The following is a 19949-nucleotide window of genomic DNA, read 5'->3' as shown; positions in this document are numbered from 1 at the left end:
TTGTTTCTGCATTGGCCAGATCATCCGCCACTGACTTTCCAGTGTTTAACATCATCGGCAAACACCATTTGCCTCATCTCGTGAGCAATGCCGTATGCGAGAGACTCATGGGCGGCGATGACTTTTTCCTCCGCGGACAAGCAATGGAAGATATCGAGTTTGGTCTGCGCTTCAGCGGTTTCCAGCGCGAAAATCTGCACGTAGCGCGCAAGGTCATTGTCGAGACTCGACAGGTATTCACGCAGACGTTGGTGATCAACGGATTTCTGACTGAAATACCAATTCATCGGGTGGATCAGAAAGCGTGAGTGGGGAGAGGTGATCCGGCGCCCTGCGGCCAGGAACATGATGATGCCCATCGATTCGATGTTCCCCGCATTGATTGCACACAATGGCACTGGCAGCGATTTCAGGAAGGTATAAAGCGTGAAACCGAAATTGGTACTGCCCCCGGATGTGGACAGGTTCAACAGTAAAGACGTGGCACCTTGATCAATGGCTTCGAGACAGCAATCCCTGAAACGCTCGGTGGTTGCCTGGTCGATCTGGCAATGAAAATGCACGATATGTTCGGTCATGGCCCGACCTCCGAAATCCATAATTTGTAAAGCTGCGTATGCGCTATGCAGTCTAGTAAATATTGACCTTTCGTTAGCGAAATATTCGACTTTATCAACCGGTTTTTGAGTGCCTGTTCCGTCAGTCGAAAGTCTTTATTTTTCATTGAACTAACGTCGTAAATCCACTGGTCGCGAAGCCTTTTTTTTGTTCAAACTTTCGATTTCCCATGCCATCCGAATTAAACGGGCGACTGCTCGTGTCAATGATTCAGAGGTGATTGAAATGGCCAATACAGGAAATAACAATCCCGGCAATTTTTCTAATGACCGAGATAAGGCATCCGAAGCTGGCAAGAAAGGTGGCCAAGCTTCAGGCGGTAATTTCGCCAATGATCCACAACGAGCATCTGAAGCCGGCCAAAAAGGTGGCCAGGCATCAGGTGGACAACAATCGAGAGATGCTGATCGTATGTCCGGAGGCGGGCAGGGTACCCAACGCGGTGGAGAGTTCACCGATGACATGGAGGACATGAACAAGCCTGGACAGAAAGGCGGACAGGCATCGGGTGGACGGCAATCCAACGAGGCTGATCAATCCACCGGTGGTGGTCAGCAAAGTGGACGCGGCGGCAATTTTGCCGATGACAGGGACAAGGCGTCTGAAGCAGGCCGCAAAGGAGGAGAAAACAGTGGTGGCGGAGGGCGTCAGTCCTGATGCCTTGTAATCACCAAGCCCCGATTTTTCGGGGCTTGGTTTAAAGTTTCCCGGGTGACTCTTTTGGCTGCTGATCTTTTTTACGAAGCACCACTGTCTGCCGCACTCACCTGAATCAAAGCATGAACACGCGAACTGAGTTCATTCAGGCTGAAGGGTTTGGTCAGCACCTTGGTAGTGGCATCGACAGAAATCAGGCTGGAGCCACCTGCGAAACCGGTGATGAACAGCACCTTCATTTGCGGGAATTTCAATTTCAGTTCAGCCGCCAGGCTGATCCCGTTCATCATGCCGGGCAGACCAATGTCAGTCAGGAGCAAATCCAGGTGCCCGAGCTTTTCTGCCTGCTTTATTGCCGATACGCTATCGACCGCCTCTACTACGCAGTAACCTGTTTCGCTCAATAATTCCGAGGCCATCTGGCGTACCGCGGCTTCGTCATCCACCAGCAAAATAGTTTCGCCGTTCCCCACTGGCTCCGTCGAACCTGATTCGGAATGGGCTTGGGTCTTATCGGGTTCAGAATTGTCCACTGGAAAATACAGGGTTACGGTGGTGCCGACGCCGACGCTGCTGTGGACCCGCACCTGCCCACCGGATTGTTGGGTAAATCCATAGATCATTGAAAGACCCAGGCCAGTTCCTTCGCCGATTTTCTTGGTGGTAAAAAACGGATCGAAAATGCGCGACAAAAGCTCTGGTTTGATCCCGGTGCCGGAATCTGTCACGGATATGCTCACATAGGATCCTGTAGGCATCATTTTCTCGGAAGACGACGCTTCATCTATCACGCATCGGTCGACCGAAAGATCCAGCGTACCGCCATTGGGCATGGCATCTCTTGCGTTGATGGCAAGATTGAGCAGGGCATTCTCCAGCTGATTGAGATCGCACTTGATACGATCACTGGTCTTGAACGAGCACCCCACTACAATGCTCGGCCCGACCGAACGGCGGATCATGTCTTCAAAATCGGCCACTACTTTGCGAGGTTCGATAATTTCGGGGTTGAGTGATTGCTGTCTCGAAAACGCCAGCAGACGTTGCGTCAAAGCGGCTGCGCGAGACGCTGCGGTCATGGCAATCGAGTTGTAACGGGCCAGTTTGTCATGGCGACCGGCATCAATTCGACGTTGCATCAGCTCCAGGTTACCGATGATGCCCGCCAACAGGTTGTTGAAGTCGTGGGCAATGCCACCGGTCAGTTGACCTACCGCTTCCATTTTCTGACTCTGCCGAAGCTTGAGTTCCGCCATCGCCCGTTCATGTTGTTCGGCTTCCAACTGCTGAGTGCGCTGATTGATTCGGTCCTCCAGCAGCTCGTTCCAATCTCGCAATGCGTTCTCTAGCTGAACCCGATCGTCGATGTCTTCAATGGTGCCGTACCACTGCTCGCAATGACCGTCGATACCGAGGCTGCACAACGCGCGGACGCGGAACCAACGATATTCTCCGGTGCCTTTGCGTAAGCGGATTTGAGAGTCGAAAGGCTGCAAGGTGGTCAATGATTGATCCCAGAGCACTATCAACGCCGTCTTGTCCTCAAGATGCACCGCGTTGGACCATTGACGATCCAACGTTTGCTCAGGTGTCAGGCCGGTGTATTCATACCAGCGATGATCGATGGAAATGAGATTGCCGTTTTTGTCGGCCGTCCAGGGCCAGAGCGGATTGAGTTCAGCCGCTATTCGATAGTGCCTTTCACTTTCCCGTAGCTTTTTTTCGGTCAAGCGCATGGCTTGCATGGTTTTGGAACGCTTTAAAGCTGCGCCAAGCAAATTGCTGTAACCGCGAAGAAAATCGATATCGCTGTCGGTGAACTGGCGAGGGATTCGACTATCCACCTCAAAAATGCCGAATGGACGTTCTCCATCGGCACCGTGGACGAGCACGTTAACGAACGCTTTAACGCCGTTTTCGATTTGAAAATCGTGATAGCGAAAGCGGGTTTCCGTTGCAATATCCGTTGAAATGACCGGGCCGTTGGTGTCCAGAGAGTGACGTTCAGGGGTTCCCTCGCAGGCTTTTACTTTCACCTTCCCGACGACATTGGGTGCCCAGCCCACACCATTTCGCACAAAAAAAGTGATCTCGTCTTCCAACAACAGCATGAATTTCGCCATGTTGGTTCCGAGCCCGTCGCCGACCAAGCGGCAAGCTTCATCGAGAATTTGCTCCAAATCATCTGACGCCAAGGCCAGCTCGCCAAATTTGGCAAGCACCTTGCGCTGGCGCAGAAGCGTCTCCTCGATTGCCATGTCATCACCTATGGGGTTTTAGTATCCGAGGGTCGGGCACTGGCCTAGGTTCAAACGATGTGATCAAACGCAGTTTGTCTTTGCTTCCTGCAGCGCGGTCAGTCAAACCAGACAGGGATCTCAGGCGAGTTCAACAGGCCGATCACAGGTGATATGTAAATCCTTTGAACTGTGTCTAAAGCTAGAAATTAGGCGATAAGACACAACTTCAGGGAATTAAGTTGCTTGATAGGGCTGGGCGTTAATTCTATAATTTTGGGAATTAACTGGCACAGAACAGGCTGGGTGCACTCTATGTTGGATTTAAGCTTCAGCAAGCCGAGCGAGGTCGTCAAGCGCCTCTGCGATCGCTTGCGCACAGAGCGCTTGGCGCAGGATATGACACAAGCCGACTTGGCCGGACGTGCCGGCATCGGCACAAATACAGTCTCCAACCTTGAAGCCGGGCGCAATGTCGGATTCGAGAACGTCGTTCGGGTGGCGATGGCTCTTGGCCGAACCAAGGAACTGGAAGGCCTGTTTCTGCCTAGACTGGACAGCATCGAGGACATTCGGCGCTACGAAAACAGCGCCAATCGTCTCCGTACAAAAAGGAAGTCCGGCAATGCTTGAGCAGGTGAACGTCTTCTACGAGGGATGGGGTGAACGATGGCAATGGGGCACGCTGGTCTCCACGACTGCCCTGACCGGTCGCCCGTTGATCGTGTTCGAGTACAGCAATGAAGCCAGGCAAAGGGGCTTGGAACTGTCCTCCTACACGCTGCCGTTGGGGGGGGCTAACTTGCGCCGAGATTTTCCAGAGCACCAACTGTACTTGCCAGGGCCTGTTTACGACGCCTTGCCGGATGGGTGGGGCATGTTGCTGATGGACCGTTTGTTCAGGCGTCGCGGGCTCACCACAGCACGCATCGGTTCACTGGAACGGCTGACCTACATTGGTAGCAATGCAATGGGGGCCATGACGTTTGAGCCCGTGGCACCCGAAGGGCAGGAATCTGAAGTCCACATCCCGCTGCAGCAGCTTGCCGCCGAAGTACAGAAAGTCCTCCATGGAGACGGTGGCGAGTTCCTGCAGACGTTGCTGCTGGTGGGCGGCTCGCCTCAAGGCGCAAGGCCTAAGGCCCTCGTCTATCGCGATCCAGAAACTGGCGGATTTACCACTGCCGCCACGCCGGGCTTTGAAGCATGGTTGATCAAGTTCCCGGCCAAAGAAGAACATGCCGAGGTGTGCGCTGTCGAAATGGTCTACGCCGAATGCCTGCGCATGTGCGGTATCGAGACCCCTGACACGCAGTATTTCAATCTGCCTGATGGGTTGGCGGCGTTCGCCAGTAAGCGATTTGACCGTCGGGATGGTCTACGCGTACCCATGCAAAGCCTCGCGGCGTTTACGGGGGCAAATTACCGCTCCCCGGGAGTGTTGGACTACGTCAACTTCCTGCGGGCAACACAGATGTGTACCAACGACGTGCGAGAAATGGCGCGGGCGTTCGAACGTGCAGTCTTCAACGTTGCGTTCAACAACAGAGACGATCATCCCAAGAACTTCGCCTACATCATGTCGCAAGACGGTCAGTGGAGACTGTCACCGGCTTACGACGTGACCTTCTGCGAGGGGCCAAGTGGATATCACCAGATGGATGTGATGGGGGAAGCACTGTCGATTTCCCGCACGCAAATGCTTCGGCTGGCCGAGGAAGCCGAGGTGCCCCCGGAGATTGCAGGCAGAATGATTGACGGCATTTGTGATGTGGCGAGCCAGTTTGAAAGCATCGCCGAGAACCTGTATCCACAGGTTATTACTCGAGACACCTTGCGCACGATCCAAGACCGCATCGATCAGAACGTAGCTCGGTTACACCGTGGTCCATAGTGTGTGGAAAGGCAAAATAATCAGATTAGGAGCCTGCCCGACGACACTTAAAGACTATCCGGGTCCCCGAAAAACATCTGAATCCGCGATCGCAACCAGCGCTCACCCGGATCATTATCCTGTGACCCGCGCCACGCCATATGCAATTCAAAGCTGCGCACCGGCAACGGCGGTTCCTCCGCACGTACACCACCCGCGGCCGTGAGGGCTTCTGCCGTGTAGTCCGGAACGGTGGCGACGATGTCAGTCCCGCTCAGCAGCGTGCTCAACCCGTTGAACTGCGGCACCGCGAGCACGACATGGCGCTTGCGTCCCAGTTTTTCCAGCTCTTCATCGATAAAGCCGCTGAGGTCGCCGGCGAATGACACCAGAGCATGAGGCCGCGCGCAGAAGTCATCCAGGCTCAAGGGGCCCGGCACGGTATCGGCACGCAGCAGCTTGGGCGAACTGCGGCGCAGGACTTTACGCTTGGCATTCGCCGGCAAGTCGGTGGTGTAGCTGACGCCAATGGAGATTTCGCCGGAGGCCAACAATCCCGGCATCAGGATGTAATTGACCCGCCGGACCACCAGCACAATCCCCGGAGATTCGGCCCGCAGGCGCTTGAGCAGCATCGGCAGCAGGGCAAACTCGACATCGTCGGAAAGACCGATGCGGAACACCGCGGTGCTGGTGGCCGGGTCAAACTCGGCGGCTCGGCTGACGGCGGTGGAAATGGAATCCAGCGCCGGGGAAAGCAGGGCGAAGATCTCCACGGCCCGGGCAGACGGCTCCATGCTGCGGCCAGTGCGCACAAACAACGGATCATCGAACAACCCACGCAAGCGCGAAAGCGCCGCACTGATGGCTGGCTGACCAAGGAAAAGCTTCTCCGCAGCGCGGGTCACGCTGCGCTCGTGCATCAGGGTTTCGAATACGATCAACAGGTTGAGGTCGACACGACGCAGGTCATTACGATTCATCTGGAGTCCAGGCAGAGTCAGTAAACTTGACGTGGGCGGCCATATGAGAACAATGGCCAGCAGGAATATTACGGGGAAAGGCTGGTACTCTGCACCGAGTAATTCAGTTTTCCTACAAAGGCTGCTTCAGTTTCTTACGACATTTGACGATGTTGCCGCTGATGCGGAATCAATGACAAGCATGTCGACTATTAATAGCCACAGATAGTGTTGGGTTGAAAGCCCAGCTAGAGTTCATGGCATTAGAGGTTCATTTGGCGAGGTTTGCGATGTCCCGCACGATCCGGTTTCACAAATTTGGTCCAGCCGAGGTGCTCAAATGCGAAGAGCATGCGGCCGCTCTGCCTGCACCGGGTGAAGTGCAGGTGCGCGTCGAGGCCATTGGCATCAGTTGGTACGACACACTCTGGCGGCAAAACCTGGCGTCTTCCCGTGCTCAATTGCCCGCCGGCCTTGGCCAGGAAATGGCCGGTGTCGTCACGGCTGTCGGTGAGGGTGTCGATGATCTGGCCGTGGGTGACAAGGTCGCCAGTTTCCCGGCTCAAAGCCCGAACGATTACCCGGTCTACGGCGAATTGATTGTGCTGCCACGCACGTCGCTGACCCGCTACCCGGACGTGCTCAGCCCGATTGAAGCCAGCGTGCATTACACGCCTTTATTGATTGCCTACTTTGCCTACTCGGATCTGGCACGGGTCAAACCCGGGCAGTTTGCCCTGGTCACTGACGCCAGCCATTGCGCAGGCCCTTCGTTTGTCCAGTTGGGCAAGGCCTTGGGTGTGCGGGTGATCGCGGCCACCAAGTCGGCGGATGAACGTGAATACCTGCTGTCGTTGGGCGCCGAGAAAGTGATTGTCACCGAGGAAGAGGATCTGCTGATGCGGATCAACAAAATCACTGACAATCGCGGCGTGGATGTGGTGTTCGATGGTCTGGGCGGCCCACAGATGTCACTGCTTGGCGACGTTCTTGCGCCACGTGGCAGCCTGGTTCTGTACGGCCTGCAAGGCGGGAACCAGACACCATTCCCGGCTTGCGCAGCGTTTCAGAAAAATATTCAGTTCTTCGTGCATTGTATCGGTAACTTCACCGGCAAGCCGGAACTGGGCATCATCCAGGATCAGGTTGCACTGCAACGGGCCTTGCGTGACATCAACCAGTTGACCGCCGACCGCGTGGTGCTGCCGCTCAAGACTCGGGTCTTTCCGTTTGCCGAGTTTGTCGAGGCTCACCGCTACATGGACGAATGCCCCTGCCGGGAAAGGGTTGCGCTCCAGGTCGAGCCAGCCTGATCCACTCAAAGAGTCCGTGCCTTCACGGACTCTTTGCTTTCAGTACTTTCCTACATGAGACCTTCCATTGATCTGTCAGTGGAGCAGTTCAGCAACTGAACTGGTTTTTGCTCTCAATCTGTAGCTTCTAATCAGCATCTAAGCCCTGATAATTGAATGATTACTTTCATCTCAAGGAATGAGCTATGAGCCGGTATCAGGCTGATACTTTTCAATGTGCACTGCTGATAAATATTCAACCATTAACGATCGTCTCGGTAGTTGCTGGAAATTTATTGGCTACTTCTTTCTTTATTTCCTGTGTTAAATGTCTGTGGGACTCTGTCGGATATTTCCTAGGACGTCGAAAGGCATGGAGTGAACCCCCGTTAATACGGGCTCCACGGCTGATCGACAGGATGCAAGGCCTGCGCAGCCTCCGACGCACTCAAATGTCGACATGAACATTTAAGTGCTAGCATTTACCAATATAACCAGTATCCAAACCCTGTTCAGGCCAACCTCCTGCGCCGCGTCCTGCTGTGTGCGCGATATTGAACTACGAGTATCAGGTACATATAGATGACCAATATCCATGAACAAGCCATGAGCAATGTCTATCAACAAGTGCTGCAACGATTGCTGAGTTTCTTTTCCCGGGCCGAACGCACGGCATTGCAGTTGTTGATTCAACGCCTGGGCGTGGCCGCCGGCGGCATGGAGCAGATCGGTGACTTCAAAGTATTGGCCATTCAAACCGGCTCCCGTGACAGTTGCTACTCCCTGGCATTGCTGCGGGCCGCACAGCTGACCATCGCCAGTCGAGCGCCGGCAACGTTCCAGTTGCGCGTGGCAACCCTGCGCCTTGGCAGTTCCAGCGAGGCAGCCCTGGAAAACATTCATCGCAGCTACAGCGCCTTGTTCGTCTACGATGACCCGCGGGTTGAAGTTCTGATGGTGGATAACCGCGAGGTTGTAGCGTTCGATCCCGTGGCCCCGTTGTCTGCGGCAGGCCGTGAGTCCGAACGCACCAACCTGCTGATGATCGGGCACGTGCGGGCCATGGACGGGCCGCTTGACCTGTGGGACAACGGCTACCTGGCCACCGGCGAGTTCTGCGGGCAAATCACCCGCTGGAGTCATGGCGTCGACGCCCTGATCAGCCACGATACGCCGCGCCAACAGAGGCGATTTATCGAAGGCCTGAAACGGGCTGCCACCAAGGCTGGCCACGATATGTCCAGGCATCCCGAGCCGGGCTATGAGGGATTGTTCCGGCTGCTCGACGACCTGGGCGCTCAAGGCTACCAACGGTTTTACTCGCAACCGGGTTATCAACCCTGGCGTCCCGCAGAGGATTTTGAAATCTGCCGCCGCGCGACATTGATTGATATTCACGATTTGCTGGTCAGCAATCTGGAAGAACGATGGCCGCTGCTTACCGAATTTCTCGGATTCCAGGCGGACGAACTGGCGGCTCACCTCTGTGACAATGACTACAGCAGTCTCCCGGTTTGCGCCCACGTGCGCGGGTTGGATGCCTGCTTCGTGCAAGGTCGTACCTATGAAGAGGGGATTGGCGAATACCTGCAACGGGCGTTGGTGATGATGCGCCGTAAACAACTGCCGGAACGCTTGTGCGAACAGGCGATGGAAACCTTTGGTCGGCCAGTGACACTGGCAGAGCAGCGGACAAGGACTGCAACCGAATTGCAACGAAGCCTGGGTTTGAATGAAGCCCAGTTGGTGTGCCTCTTGTTTGCGCCTTTTGTCGACAACGGCGCAACACTCGAGCGATTCCTGCGCCAGTGCCACCCAGGCATGATGGTGGCATTGCCTGATCTGCATCGGGCCATGCAGGGGCAACAAGTTGCCGACCAGATCAAGCAATGGCTCACCGACGTCAGTGGTCTGCCGGTGAATCTCGTCTGCGACCTTTATCGCATGAAGTCGGTGGCGGTACTGGAGGGCAGGGTAGCCGAACCGGTGATCGGCGATGCCGTTGCTGATCCGGTCGACTATCACTCATCCGTGCCGGGTGAGTCGTCCGCCGGTGGTTGAAGGTGAGCCGTCATTGCCAGGCCCGCGGTCCTTGTCCATGAAAGGACCGCGTACTACCGACTTTGCCTATCAGGCGGTATATCGATACCTGACCCACCTCATCGGCGAAACAGCCAATGATGCGCGGGTTCGCCTGCCTTCATTGCGGCAACTGGCAGTGCGGCTGAATGTGTCGATCTCGACCATTCAGTACGCCTACGCGCTACTGGAAAAGGAAGGCCGGGTGTACTCAGAGGCCAAGTCAGGATATTTCGCGCAGCCGGTGCCTGCTGCGAATACGCTCTACAGCGGTAATGACTTGCTCGAAAGCGTCTACGTCAACGCCCGCCGTCCAGGCATGCTGGTACTGAGTACAGACGATCCGGCAATGCTGCAGCCCATAGACAGTCCGTTGCTGCTGCTGGAAAGAGAGTTGCTTCGTCAGTATCCGCGCCAGCCGCAGGCACACTCGCAACCCTGCGGCGAACTGGAGTTGCGCATGGCATTGGCTGCGCGCTACACCACTTCGCCGGTGCGGTGCTGGCACGCTGAAGATGTCTACATCGGGGCGGACCTTCGTGGTGTGCTGGAAATCCTGATCGTCGTGCTGGGCCTCAAGGAGGCGACGGTGGTGGTCGAGTCACCGTGTGACTGGGGGATTCTGCGGTTGTTGGATGCGGCAGGCGTCCGGGTCATCGAGTGGCCGGTGATGACCGACGGCAGCCTGAATCATGACCTTCTCAAGACACTGCTGGAAACTGAACCGGTGTGCCTGGTGATGCTTTCGTCCGGCATGAATACGCCCAGTGGCAGCCAGGCATCCGAGGGCAACCGTGAGGCCATTGCGCAGTTATTGAAGCAGCATGACTGTTGGGTGTTGGAGAACGACTGCTACGGTGAGCTCGAATTCGAACCCGGCGGCCCGCGATTTCGCGAGTGGCTGGCCCCGGAACGTCTGATCGTATTTTCTACTTTCGAAAAAATAATGGGGCCGGAAGCGCCCTTTGGTTATCTACTTTCGCGCCATTTGCGCGTGGAGCTGCAACGCCATTTCCTGCTGCGCGCTTTCCGCCTGTCCGCGATTCGCCAGAAAGCCATTGCCCGCTTGTACAGCAACGGACGCATCGACCAACACCTGCAATTGCTGCGGCGTCGACTCAAGGACGGCAAGGTGCAGATGATTCAGTTATTGCAAGAACGCTTGGCCGATGCCCTGCATTTCGTCGAGCCACAAGGAGGTGCAACGATCTGGGTGCGTCCGTTACGGCGGGTCAACGTGCGCCGGGTATTCCAGCGCCTGCTCAAGCAACATGTGGTCATAGCGCCGGGAGAACTGTTCAGCCTCCAGGGGTTACATGCACAGCATCTGCGATTGAGTCATAGCGTGGTTGCTGAACAGGATCTGGCGAACGCCTTGGGTCTGCTGGCGGATGCGCTGCGAATGGAGTCGATCGAATGAACGCATCACCCTGTCTGGCGCAATGCTCGACTTTTATAACACTGAGCTCGATCCTGCACGGGATCGATAACGTCGCGCGACGGTCAAACTGCCAGTAAACTGCGTTCCAATTCCTGAACCACTCTATTCCAGAGGTTTTTGCATGACACTCAGTCAATATGCGGGCAAACCGGCACCGGCAGAATTGTTGGTCGATATCCCGCGACTGGTTACGGCGTATTACACCGGCCAGCCAGATGCCGCCATTTCGACCCAACGCGTGGCTTTTGGCACGTCCGGGCACCGAGGCAGCTCCTTCGACCTGAGTTTCAACGAATGGCACGTTCTGGCCATCAGCCAGGCAATCTGTCTGTATCGCGAGGCGCAAGGCATCGACGGCCCGCTGTTCGTCGGTATCGACACCCATGCGCTGTCCACTCCAGCAGGCGCCAGCGCCCTGGAGGTGCTGGCGGCCAACGGTGTGACGGTTATGATTGCCGAAGGCGACGAATACACCCCGACGCCGGCGATTTCCCACGCGATTCTTTGCTACAACCGTGGACGCACCTCGGGCCTGGCTGACGGCATCGTCATCACCCCGTCGCATAACCCGCCGCAAAGCGGGGGTTACAAATACAACCCCACCAACGGTGGCCCAGCCGATACCCACATCACCAAGTGGATCGAAGCCAAAGCCAACGAACTGCTGGGCAACAAGCTCGCCGGGGTCAAGCGCATCAGTTACGAGCAAGCGCTGAAGGCCAGCACCACCCATCGCCACGATTATGTGAACACCTACGTTGCCGACCTGATCAACGTCATTGATTTCGATGCGATCCGTGATGCCAAACTGCGCCTGGGTGTCGATCCGCTGGGCGGAGCAGGGGTGCGCTACTGGTCGGCGATTGCCGAGCATTACCGCCTGGACCTGGACGTGGTGAACAAGCAGGTTGATCCGACGTTCCGCTTCATGACCGTCGACTGGGACGGCCAGATTCGCATGGACCCATCGTCCACGCATGCCATGCAAGGTCTGATCGGCCTCAAGGAACGCTTCGACGTGGCATTCGCCTGCGACCCGGATCACGACCGTCATGGCATTGTTACGCCGTCCGGTGGCTTGCTGGCGCCGAACAATTATTTGGCGGTGTCCATTGATTATCTGTTCCAGAACCGGCCGCAATGGCGCGCCGACGCTGCCGTAGGCAAAACGGTGGTCAGCAGCGGGCTGATCGATCGCGTGGCCAAGCGTCTGGGGCGTCGCCTGTACGAAGTGCCGGTCGGCTTCAAGTGGTTTGCCGATGGCTTGTTCGATGGTTCGCTGGGCTTCGGTGGTGAAGAAAGCGCCGGAGCATCGTTCCTGCGCAAGGACGGTGGCGTCTGGAGTACCGACAAGGACGGGCTGATCCCGGCATTGTTGGCCGCTGAAATGACCGCCCGCACCGGTCGCGACCCGAGCCAGGCCTATCGAGCCTTGACCGATGAACTGGGAGAACCTTTCTCCGTGCGGGTCGACGCCAAGGCCAACCCGGAGCAAAAAGCTTTGCTGAGCAAGCTGTCGCCGACACAGGTGACCTCCACCGAGTTGGCGGGCGAGCCCATCCAGAGCATTCTCAGCCATGCGCCCGGTAACGACCAGGCGATTGGCGGCTTGAAGGTCATGACCGAGAACGGTTGGTTCGCTGCGCGTCCGTCGGGTACCGAAGACATCTACAAAATCTATGCGGAAAGCTTTGTCAGCGACGACCATCTCAAGCAGTTGGTGGCCGAAGCGCAGACGTTGGTGGATGGCGCTATTTCCACGAAGTAAGTGATGGGCGTTGGTGGCGAAGGAGCAAGCTCCCGCTGGGCGGCGAAGCGGCCCCCATGGCGCTGTTCCTGACAGTGCGCATTCGTTGTATTTACGACTGCTGCGCAGCCGAGCGGGAGCAAGCTCCCTCGCCACAAATTGATAGACGGCCTATAGAAAAGGGGTGACCGTTCTGGCCACCCCTTTTTTGTGCGTCGCAATTACCCAATCAAGCCAGATCCACCAGCACAATCTCGCTGTCCTCGACGGCTGTTACTTGCAGTACCTGCTCGTCGGCAACTGCAATGCCGTCGCGAGCCTGTGCACGCAAGCCATTGACTTCAATGACGCCAGTGGCCGGAACCAGATACGCGCGACGACCGCTGTCCAGCCGATATTCCGCGGTTTCACCCGCTTTCAGGTTCGCCGCCACCAACCGGGCATCGGCGCGAATACGCAGGCTTTGATCATCGCCGTCCTTGCCGCTGGCCAACGTCACGAAACCTTCGCGCTGGCCTTTGGGAAACGGCTTGGCGCCCCAGGACGGTGCCAGTCCGGATTCATTCGGAATGATCCAGATCTGGAAAATCCTGGTCGGTGTCGCTTCCAGATTGTATTCACTGTGGGCAATACCGGTACCGGCGCTCATGACCTGGACGTCACCGGCCTCAGTGCGACCCTTGTTGCCCAGGTTGTCCTGGTGGGTGATCGCACCTTCACGCACGTAAGTGATGATTTCCATGTCCCGATGTGGATGCTGCGGGAAGCCGGTACCAGGGGCGATAACATCATCGTTCCACACCCGCAGGTTGCCCCAGTTCATGCGTTTTGGGTCATGGTACTCGGCGAACGAAAAGTGATGATGTGCATCCAGCCAGCCGTGGTGAGCGCCACCCAGCGAGTTGAAAGGTCTGAGTTCAAGCATGATCGTCTCCTGAAAGGTTCGTCATGGGCTTGATGCATGAGCCATGAAGCGAGACCGGTGGTTGATGACGGCCATCATCCAACAGGCAACAATCGATAAAAAGCGTAAAAAATGCCTCATAACAATCGAATGTATCGATATAAAAACCCTTCGAAATATTGTCATTCGGCCTTCACTTCATCGTATAAGCCAATGAGCTACAAGCATTTCACTAGAACTCATCGGCAAATGCAGACACCATAGCCGTCAACAGTCTCAGACCATGGAGTCCGTCCGCGTGGCGCAACACACCCCCGATCTTCCACCTGAACTTCGCCCTTTGGCCGAGATGCCGCTGCTCAAGCGTCTGGCCGCCCGGTTTTTTGGCCATGGCTTGACCCGCTTGCGTGCACAGCACCGTGCTTCGTGGTTGCACGGCCAGGCGGACGGTTTTCGCAGCGGGCATATTGCCGGGGTGGACTACGGCTACAAGGAAGGCAAACTGGAAGGGCTGGAAGAAGGCCGACAGGTATTGCTGATTCGTGACTCACGCAGCACTGAACACAGGCCGCCCAACATTGATGATCATTTGTTCGATGATTGGCGCCTGCCGTTGACCGCCGAACTGAAAAAACGCATGAAGGCGGACGTCGCACGACTGCTGCCGCCGCACGCGCAACCCAGCACCGCTCAGTGGAAGATGATTTTCAGCGATACACCGTCTACCTCGGTAATCGCCGGCGCGGGTGCGGGCAAGTCGACAACGCTGGTCCTGCGTATTGTGTTGCTGACGCAATACCTGGGCTTCGAGCTGAGTTCGATGACAGTCGTGACCTTCACCCGCGAATCGCGCAAAGACTTCATCAACAAGCTGATCGAGCTGTTTGCCCTTTGGGGGCGGGCGCTCAGCTTCAAGGAAGCACGCGATCTGGTGCGTACTTTCCACTCGCGGATTCTGCCCATGGTGCGCAGCCTGCCGGGTTTTGAGCGCTTGCAGGCCTTCGAGAACCTCAGCCACCGGATACAAGGTTCTGAGGAAGAGGTGGACAGCAATCCGTTCGACTTGCGCATCAACGATGCCCAGCGCCAGCAACTCAATGCCTGTTATCACGCCTTGCATACCCGCGACGAACGCTTTCGCGAGTTGATCAAGCCGCTGTCGCGCCATGCCTTGCAGCTCAAAGAGCTGGAGCGCGATCACCCGGATGTGCAGAAACGCATGGCCGTGACCGAACTGGCCGCCAAGCGCGATGAAGAACTTTGCGACATGATCGAAGACCTGTGGTTTCGCGCCAAAGCCTGGCCGATCAAAGGTATCGAGCCCAATCGCCAGACGTTCGATATCAACGGTTCGAGATTTCATTGTCACGGCTACATTCCGTCGCTGGATGCCTGGGTGGTGCTGGGTTTCGATCCTCGGGAAAACCCTCAACTGACGCGTCCCAACGCAAAGTTGAGCGTGCGCGCGGAATGGGCTGTAAAGCGCACCCTGTTTCAAGCTTTCTGCCGTAAGCCTTTGATATGGCTGGATAGCTATGAATCGTCGAAACGTGTTCTGGCGTCGCTGGCAGGAGAGGCCAGTGCCGGGCCAGGCTTCGATTACAAGGTCAAGGGTGAACTCGCTTCTGCACCGTTGCTCGACTGTTTTGTCGCTGCTGCCGGGTTTATCGAGAACCTGGGCCTGGACGTACCGACCGCCGTGGGCCAGATGAGCTTCGGCAAGGATGACCCGGACCGGTTCTTCTTTGAGGCCTTGAGTCTGTATTGGCGTGCACTGGAAGATCATTTGCTCGACCAGAAACCGCCGATCATGACCTACAACCGGATGTTCGCGCTGTTCAGCGAACACTCGCCGGAAAACCTCAAATTACTCAGTGACGAGTTGCTGCGGCCACTGTCGCATTTGATGATCGATGAATTCCAGGATGTCTCACCGCAGATCGTGTCGTGGATTCGTGCCAGCCTGGCAGAAATCCGCAGTCGGGGTCCGGCCATGCATGTCGGGCGCGGCGCGCAACGCTCGTCTTTGCTTTGCGTGGGGGATGATTGGCAGTCGATTTATGGTTGGCGCGGCAGTTCGCCAAGTTATTTCATGGAGTTCAACCAGTCGTTCTCGTCCCCGAGCACCACCAAAGTCATGCTCAGCGACAATTACCGCAGCCATCAACACATCATTGACGCTGCCGAACACATCGTGCGCGCCGCTCCGGCGATTGCTGGCAAGAAGGCCAAGGCCAGCGGTGAGCCAAAGCCGTTACTGCCAGTCAACGTGCTGGACCGCGACGACCAAGGCCTGGCTCAAAGGTTGATGGAACATTACAGGAAGGGCGATTCAATCTTGATGCTCTATCGAAAAAGCAGCGATAAGTCATTTATAGAAGAGCATATTCAGTCTGTAGTTAATCTTGATTCTAGCTTGCCGTATGACGCAAGGCGCTTGAAACAGCTGACTTATCACAGCGCCAAGGGTCTGCAGGCGGACGCGGTTTTCCTGCTTGGCGACTGTCAGCACTTGACCAGTTCTCCCTACAAGAATCAGGTGTACCGCATGGCCGGCCTGGGCAAGGCTGGTGATAACGAGCCGTACGACAATGCGCAGAAAGACGAAATCCTGCGCCTGGCCTACGTGGGCATTACCCGGGCAGTGAGTCATTGCTACTGGTATGTCGATACGGCGGACAATCAGGCTGCAAACATGCCCAAGGCGTCCGACCGGATCGGTAAGGGCAAGGCATTCTTTGCTGATCATCGCCAGGGCAAGACTGTGGCGTGAGTCTTTGGATTTCACTCAACAAAAAGCCCACCGGGAGTGTAATGCTGTTCACTTAAGGACGAACACTGTACCTGTGGCGAGGGAGCGAGCTCTCTCGCCACAGGATGCTAATGCTCATTTAAGTGAACAGCATTACACGTGAAGTGGGCTTTTTTATGACTTTCAGGCCTTCAGGCATAGCTCCTGAGGGCTACCGGGGGAATGAACGCCTCAAGCTCATCCTCCACGGCTTCGATGATTCGCTCCACATCGGCTGCATTCATCACCGTCGCACACGGAATACCGGCAATGGCGATCATGGTCTCGCCGGTTGCTCGATCAAACAAACGGGCAATCATGCTGCCCGGGGCATCCATGCTGGCCTCGAAACCCATGGGATGAAAATGCCAACGCATCAGCTGGCAGGCGTTTGGAAAAGTGACCTTGCTGAACCCTTTATTCATGTGTTGCCCACCTTCTTCATCGAGCGCTTCCTTTAGCTCACGTTAGGAGGGAAGAGCCTTCATTGGCTCTACCGATGACAGACTTTAAAAGTAGCACCTGAATGTGAAAAAAATGTGGATTTTTCAGGTCGTTTGGCAATTGCTTCGCATTTTTTATTCACGCCTTTTGGCGCAAACGTTTTCGTAAATATACCGCTATCCGTTTAACCATTGATGCAGAAGCCGAAGTTGGGCAAGCTCGGCTTTTTCACGTCGAGACCTTTATGCACGCCGAGGATGATGGCCCGCAGCAAACCCAGGCCACGGCCGAGACGGTCATGCGTTATCACCTGCGTTGGAAACACCGGGATCTCGACGGGGTCATGGCGCTTTACCATCCCGAGATCCAGTACAACGACTTTTTCCAGAACCGCGTGATGGGCCTTGAGCACTTGCGCGAATACGTGCGCAGCAGCATGCCCCGCGATCCGGATGAGGCGCTGGAACATTCGGACCGCATTCGGCTGGACGGCAACACGGCGTTCATTCAGTACCGCATCACCCTGCGTGGCGGCGAAGGGTTGGTGTCGTTTCGCGCCAGTGAAGCGATTACCGTCAAGGACGGGCTGATCTGGCGGGTCAACGAATACGCCTCTGTGGTGCGTGAACAGCCCACCGGTAAAAGCAGCAGCCAGCGGCCGGCGGTCAGTCGCCTGGGCTTGTCACCACGGCAGTTGAGTTTCATGGCCGAGGATCTGCAACAGTATTTCCAGCGCCAGCAACCCTATCTCGACCCTGAACTCGACCTGCAACGGGTGGCAAAGGAGTGCGGGTACAGTCGCAACCAGATTTCCTATTTGCTTAATCAGGTGTTGGGGCAGAGCTTCTATCGCTACGTCAACCAGGCGCGCCTGCAACATCTTCTCGCGGCGCTGGACAACGCCGCACCACCGCTGCGCATCGACGAACTGGCGTTCGCTGCCGGGTTCAATTCGTTGTCGGCGTTCTACAGCTGTTTCCGTCAACACACCGGGCTGTCACCCAAGGCGTATGCCAAACAAATTTCTTTGCGTGCACGCGCGCAAGACAACGCTTGAGCTCACGCACTAGGATCAGCGCCAACGAAGTTTGATTGGCGGAGTCTTGCATGCCGGCGTGGCGCACTATCAGTTTGTGGATGGACCAACTCGACGAGCCGTTGCTGGCGCGTCCGGCGCTGGAACAGGATCTGGACATCGATGTAGCGATCATCGGCGCCGGGTATACCGGACTCTGGACGGCCTACTACCTCAAGCGTCAGGCGCCTGGCCTGAACATCGCCATTATCGAGGCGCAAACCGCCGGTTTTGGTGCTTCGGGACGCAATGGCGGCTGGTTGATGGGCAATCTGTTGGGGGAGGACCGGCTGCTTGCCGAGCTGTCACCTGAACAGCGCCGGGCGTCATACGACTTATTGCACAGTATTCCCGATGAAGTGGAAATCGTCCTGGAACGTGAGGGCATCGACGGCGATTATCGCAAAGGTGGAGTGCTGTACTGCGCTGCCCGCTACCCGGAACAGGAAGCCAACCTGCGCCTATACCTGGACAAACTCTACAAGCAGGGACTCAACGAGCGCGATTACCGTTGGCTCAGCCCTGAACAATTGGCGCAGCAGATCCGTGTCGCCAAACCCTACGGCGGCATCTATGCCCCGCATGTCGCGACCATTCACCCAGCCAAACTGGTACGCGGCCTGGCGCGGACGGTGGAGCGCATGGGTGTGCGGATCTACGAGAACAGCCCGGTGACCCAATGGCAGTCCGGCAGCCTGCGCACGGCGAAAGCATCGGTGCGCAGCCGTTGGATAGTGCCAGCGGTAGAAGGCTATTCGGTAACGTTACCACCGTTAGGTCGCTATCAACTGCCGGTACAAAGCTTGATCGTCGCCACCGAACCTTTGTCCGCTGCGACCTGGGACGAAATCGGCCTGAGCCGCGGCCAGGCGTTCAGTGAAAGCAGCCGCCAGGTCACTTACGGCCAGCGTACCGCAGACAACCGCCTGGTTTTCGGTGCCCGCGGTGGTTACCAGTTTGCTGGCAAGTTGCGCCACAACTTTGACCTGACCCGCAGTGAAATCGAACTGCGCCGCTATCTGTTCGGTGAGTTGTTCCCGCAACTCAAGAACGTCCAGATCACCCATGGCTGGGGCGGCAATCTTGGCATGTCGCGGCGGTTCAAACCGCACATGCTGTGCGATCAGGCCAGTGGCATCGCCTTGTCCGGCGGTTATGGCGGGGAGGGCGTGGGTGCCAGCAACCTGGGCGGGCGGACGTTGGCTGACCTGATCCTGCAACGCGACACCGAGCAGGTCCGGCAGCCATGGGTCATTCCCCAACGTAGCCTTGATGCACTGCGGGCCTGGGAGCCCGAGCCCTGCCGCTGGCTCGGCTACAACGCGATCATCCGCAGCTTTGTCCACGAAGACCAGACCCTCGCCAACCCGGCCACCGCGCCTTGGCGGCGCAAACTCGCCAGTGGAGTGGCGGGGTTCATGGAAGGTTTCATGCAGTAACCGACGCGTTCTACAACCACAGGTATTCCCATGAGCATCACGCAATTCAAGAACACCGCAACCCTGCAACTGGAGGAGTCGAACCCGGTCGCCGTGCCGCTCGGCACGCCTGTGGCGGTGGCCTCGACCACCAGTGTCGAGCGCGACGACGGCGTCGAAACCGGCGTCTGGGAATGCACCCCCGGTCGCTGGCGCCGACAGATCGTTGCCCAGGAGTTCTGCCATTTCATCCAGGGCCGCTGCACCTTCACCCCGGACGATGGCGAAACCCTGCACATACAAGCCGGCGATGCACTGATGTTGCCCGCCAACAGCCTCGGTATCTGGGATATCCAGGAAACCGTGCGCAAGACCTACGTTTTGATTTTTTGAGCTCTTAAAAAAACAAAA

General features: G+C 56.7%; 16 protein-coding genes and 1 pseudogene. 12 read left to right on the top strand and 5 right to left on the bottom strand.

The features are described 5' to 3' along the window. Positions 1–20: 20 nt before the first annotated feature. A complete protein-coding gene (locus ASD60_RS18570) occupies positions 21–599 on the bottom strand; it encodes an ATP-dependent Clp protease proteolytic subunit (RefSeq protein WP_082557618.1) in 579 nt (192 codons plus the stop codon). 244 nt (positions 600–843) lie between these two features. On the opposite strand from ASD60_RS18570, the pseudogene ASD60_RS29525 reads away from it, so the two are divergent. Together ASD60_RS29525 and ASD60_RS29520 are read left to right on the top strand one after the other, a co-directional pair. Beyond that, positions 844–1005 (top strand): annotated as a pseudogene (locus ASD60_RS29525) (general stress protein); the annotation flags it as partial. Positions 1006–1029: 24 nt separating this feature from the next. Further along, positions 1030–1275 (top strand): KGG domain-containing protein, encoded by a 246-nt coding sequence (locus ASD60_RS29520; protein ID WP_330219577.1) that lies wholly within the window; start codon positions 1030–1032, stop codon positions 1273–1275. An 80-nt stretch (positions 1276–1355) separates the two neighbouring features. Here the strand turns inward: ASD60_RS29520 and ASD60_RS18560 are convergent, their stop codons facing one another. Further along, complete coding sequence (locus ASD60_RS18560) at positions 1356–3533, bottom strand: GAF domain-containing hybrid sensor histidine kinase/response regulator (protein ID WP_056855397.1); 2178 nt, start codon at positions 3531–3533, stop codon at positions 1356–1358. Positions 3534–3827: 294 nt separating this feature from the next. Here ASD60_RS18560 and ASD60_RS18555 point away from each other — a divergent pair, with 294 nt between their 5' ends. Continuing rightward, entirely contained in the window at positions 3828–4145 is a 318-nt protein-coding gene (locus ASD60_RS18555) for a helix-turn-helix domain-containing protein (RefSeq protein WP_056855396.1), read from the top strand. Beyond that, on the top strand, positions 4138–5406 hold the full coding sequence (locus ASD60_RS18550) for a type II toxin-antitoxin system HipA family toxin (RefSeq protein WP_056855395.1): 1269 nt from the start codon (positions 4138–4140) through the stop codon (positions 5404–5406). The genes ASD60_RS18555 and ASD60_RS18550 overlap by 8 nt, the downstream gene beginning before the upstream one ends. A gap of 47 nt (positions 5407–5453) precedes the next feature. Here the strand turns inward: ASD60_RS18550 and ASD60_RS18545 are convergent, their stop codons facing one another. Further along, positions 5454–6368, bottom strand: coding sequence for a LysR family transcriptional regulator (locus ASD60_RS18545; protein ID WP_056855394.1), 915 nt, complete (start codon positions 6366–6368; stop codon positions 5454–5456). A 269-nt stretch (positions 6369–6637) separates the two neighbouring features. On the opposite strand from ASD60_RS18545, the gene ASD60_RS18540 reads away from it, so the two are divergent. The 4 genes from ASD60_RS18540 to pgm all read left to right on the top strand — a co-directional run bounded on the left by ASD60_RS18540 (position 6638) and on the right by pgm (position 12927). Continuing rightward, positions 6638–7660, top strand: coding sequence for a zinc-dependent alcohol dehydrogenase family protein (locus tag ASD60_RS18540; protein ID WP_056855393.1), 1023 nt, complete (start codon positions 6638–6640; stop codon positions 7658–7660). A gap of 561 nt (positions 7661–8221) precedes the next feature. Further along, positions 8222–9700, top strand: a complete 1479-nt coding sequence (locus tag ASD60_RS18535; protein ID WP_056855392.1) for a hypothetical protein — start codon at positions 8222–8224, stop codon at positions 9698–9700. 37 nt (positions 9701–9737) lie between these two features. Then, entirely contained in the window at positions 9738–11138 is a 1401-nt protein-coding gene (locus ASD60_RS18530; RefSeq protein ID WP_056855391.1) for an aminotransferase-like domain-containing protein, read from the top strand. Positions 11139–11280: 142 nt separating this feature from the next. Next, complete coding sequence (gene pgm / locus ASD60_RS18525; RefSeq protein WP_056855390.1) at positions 11281–12927, top strand: phosphoglucomutase (alpha-D-glucose-1,6-bisphosphate-dependent); 1647 nt, start codon at positions 11281–11283, stop codon at positions 12925–12927. A 208-nt stretch (positions 12928–13135) separates the two neighbouring features. Here the strand turns inward: pgm and ASD60_RS18520 are convergent, their stop codons facing one another. After that, on the bottom strand, positions 13136–13831 hold the full coding sequence (locus tag ASD60_RS18520; protein ID WP_056855389.1) for a pirin family protein: 696 nt from the start codon (positions 13829–13831) through the stop codon (positions 13136–13138). A 277-nt stretch (positions 13832–14108) separates the two neighbouring features. On the opposite strand from ASD60_RS18520, the gene ASD60_RS18515 reads away from it, so the two are divergent. Further along, on the top strand, positions 14109–16583 hold the full coding sequence (locus tag ASD60_RS18515; protein WP_056855388.1) for a UvrD-helicase domain-containing protein: 2475 nt from the start codon (positions 14109–14111) through the stop codon (positions 16581–16583). 170 nt (positions 16584–16753) lie between these two features. Here the strand turns inward: ASD60_RS18515 and ASD60_RS18510 are convergent, their stop codons facing one another. Further along, positions 16754–17026, bottom strand: coding sequence for a DUF1652 domain-containing protein (locus ASD60_RS18510; protein ID WP_034148820.1), 273 nt, complete (start codon positions 17024–17026; stop codon positions 16754–16756). A 263-nt stretch (positions 17027–17289) separates the two neighbouring features. On the opposite strand from ASD60_RS18510, the gene ASD60_RS18505 reads away from it, so the two are divergent. Genes ASD60_RS18505 through ASD60_RS18495 form a run of 3 tightly spaced genes read left to right on the top strand, consistent with a single transcriptional unit; the run spans position 17290 to position 19931 of the window. Then, positions 17290–18102: a helix-turn-helix domain-containing protein gene (locus tag ASD60_RS18505; protein ID WP_056855387.1), complete on the top strand. Its 813-nt coding sequence runs from the start codon at positions 17290–17292 to the stop codon at positions 18100–18102. 50 nt (positions 18103–18152) lie between these two features. After that, entirely contained in the window at positions 18153–19559 is a 1407-nt protein-coding gene (locus ASD60_RS18500) for an NAD(P)/FAD-dependent oxidoreductase (protein WP_056855386.1), read from the top strand. A gap of 30 nt (positions 19560–19589) precedes the next feature. Next, a complete protein-coding gene (locus ASD60_RS18495) occupies positions 19590–19931 on the top strand; it encodes a cupin domain-containing protein (protein ID WP_056855385.1) in 342 nt (113 codons plus the stop codon). The last annotated feature ends 18 nt before the right edge of the window (positions 19932–19949 follow it).

The organism is Pseudomonas sp. Root562 (assembly GCF_001427125.1).
Lineage (GTDB): Bacteria > Pseudomonadota > Gammaproteobacteria > Pseudomonadales > Pseudomonadaceae > Aquipseudomonas.
Note: the sequence above shows the minus strand (reverse complement) of the source record. Positions and strands in the feature narration are given on the sequence as shown.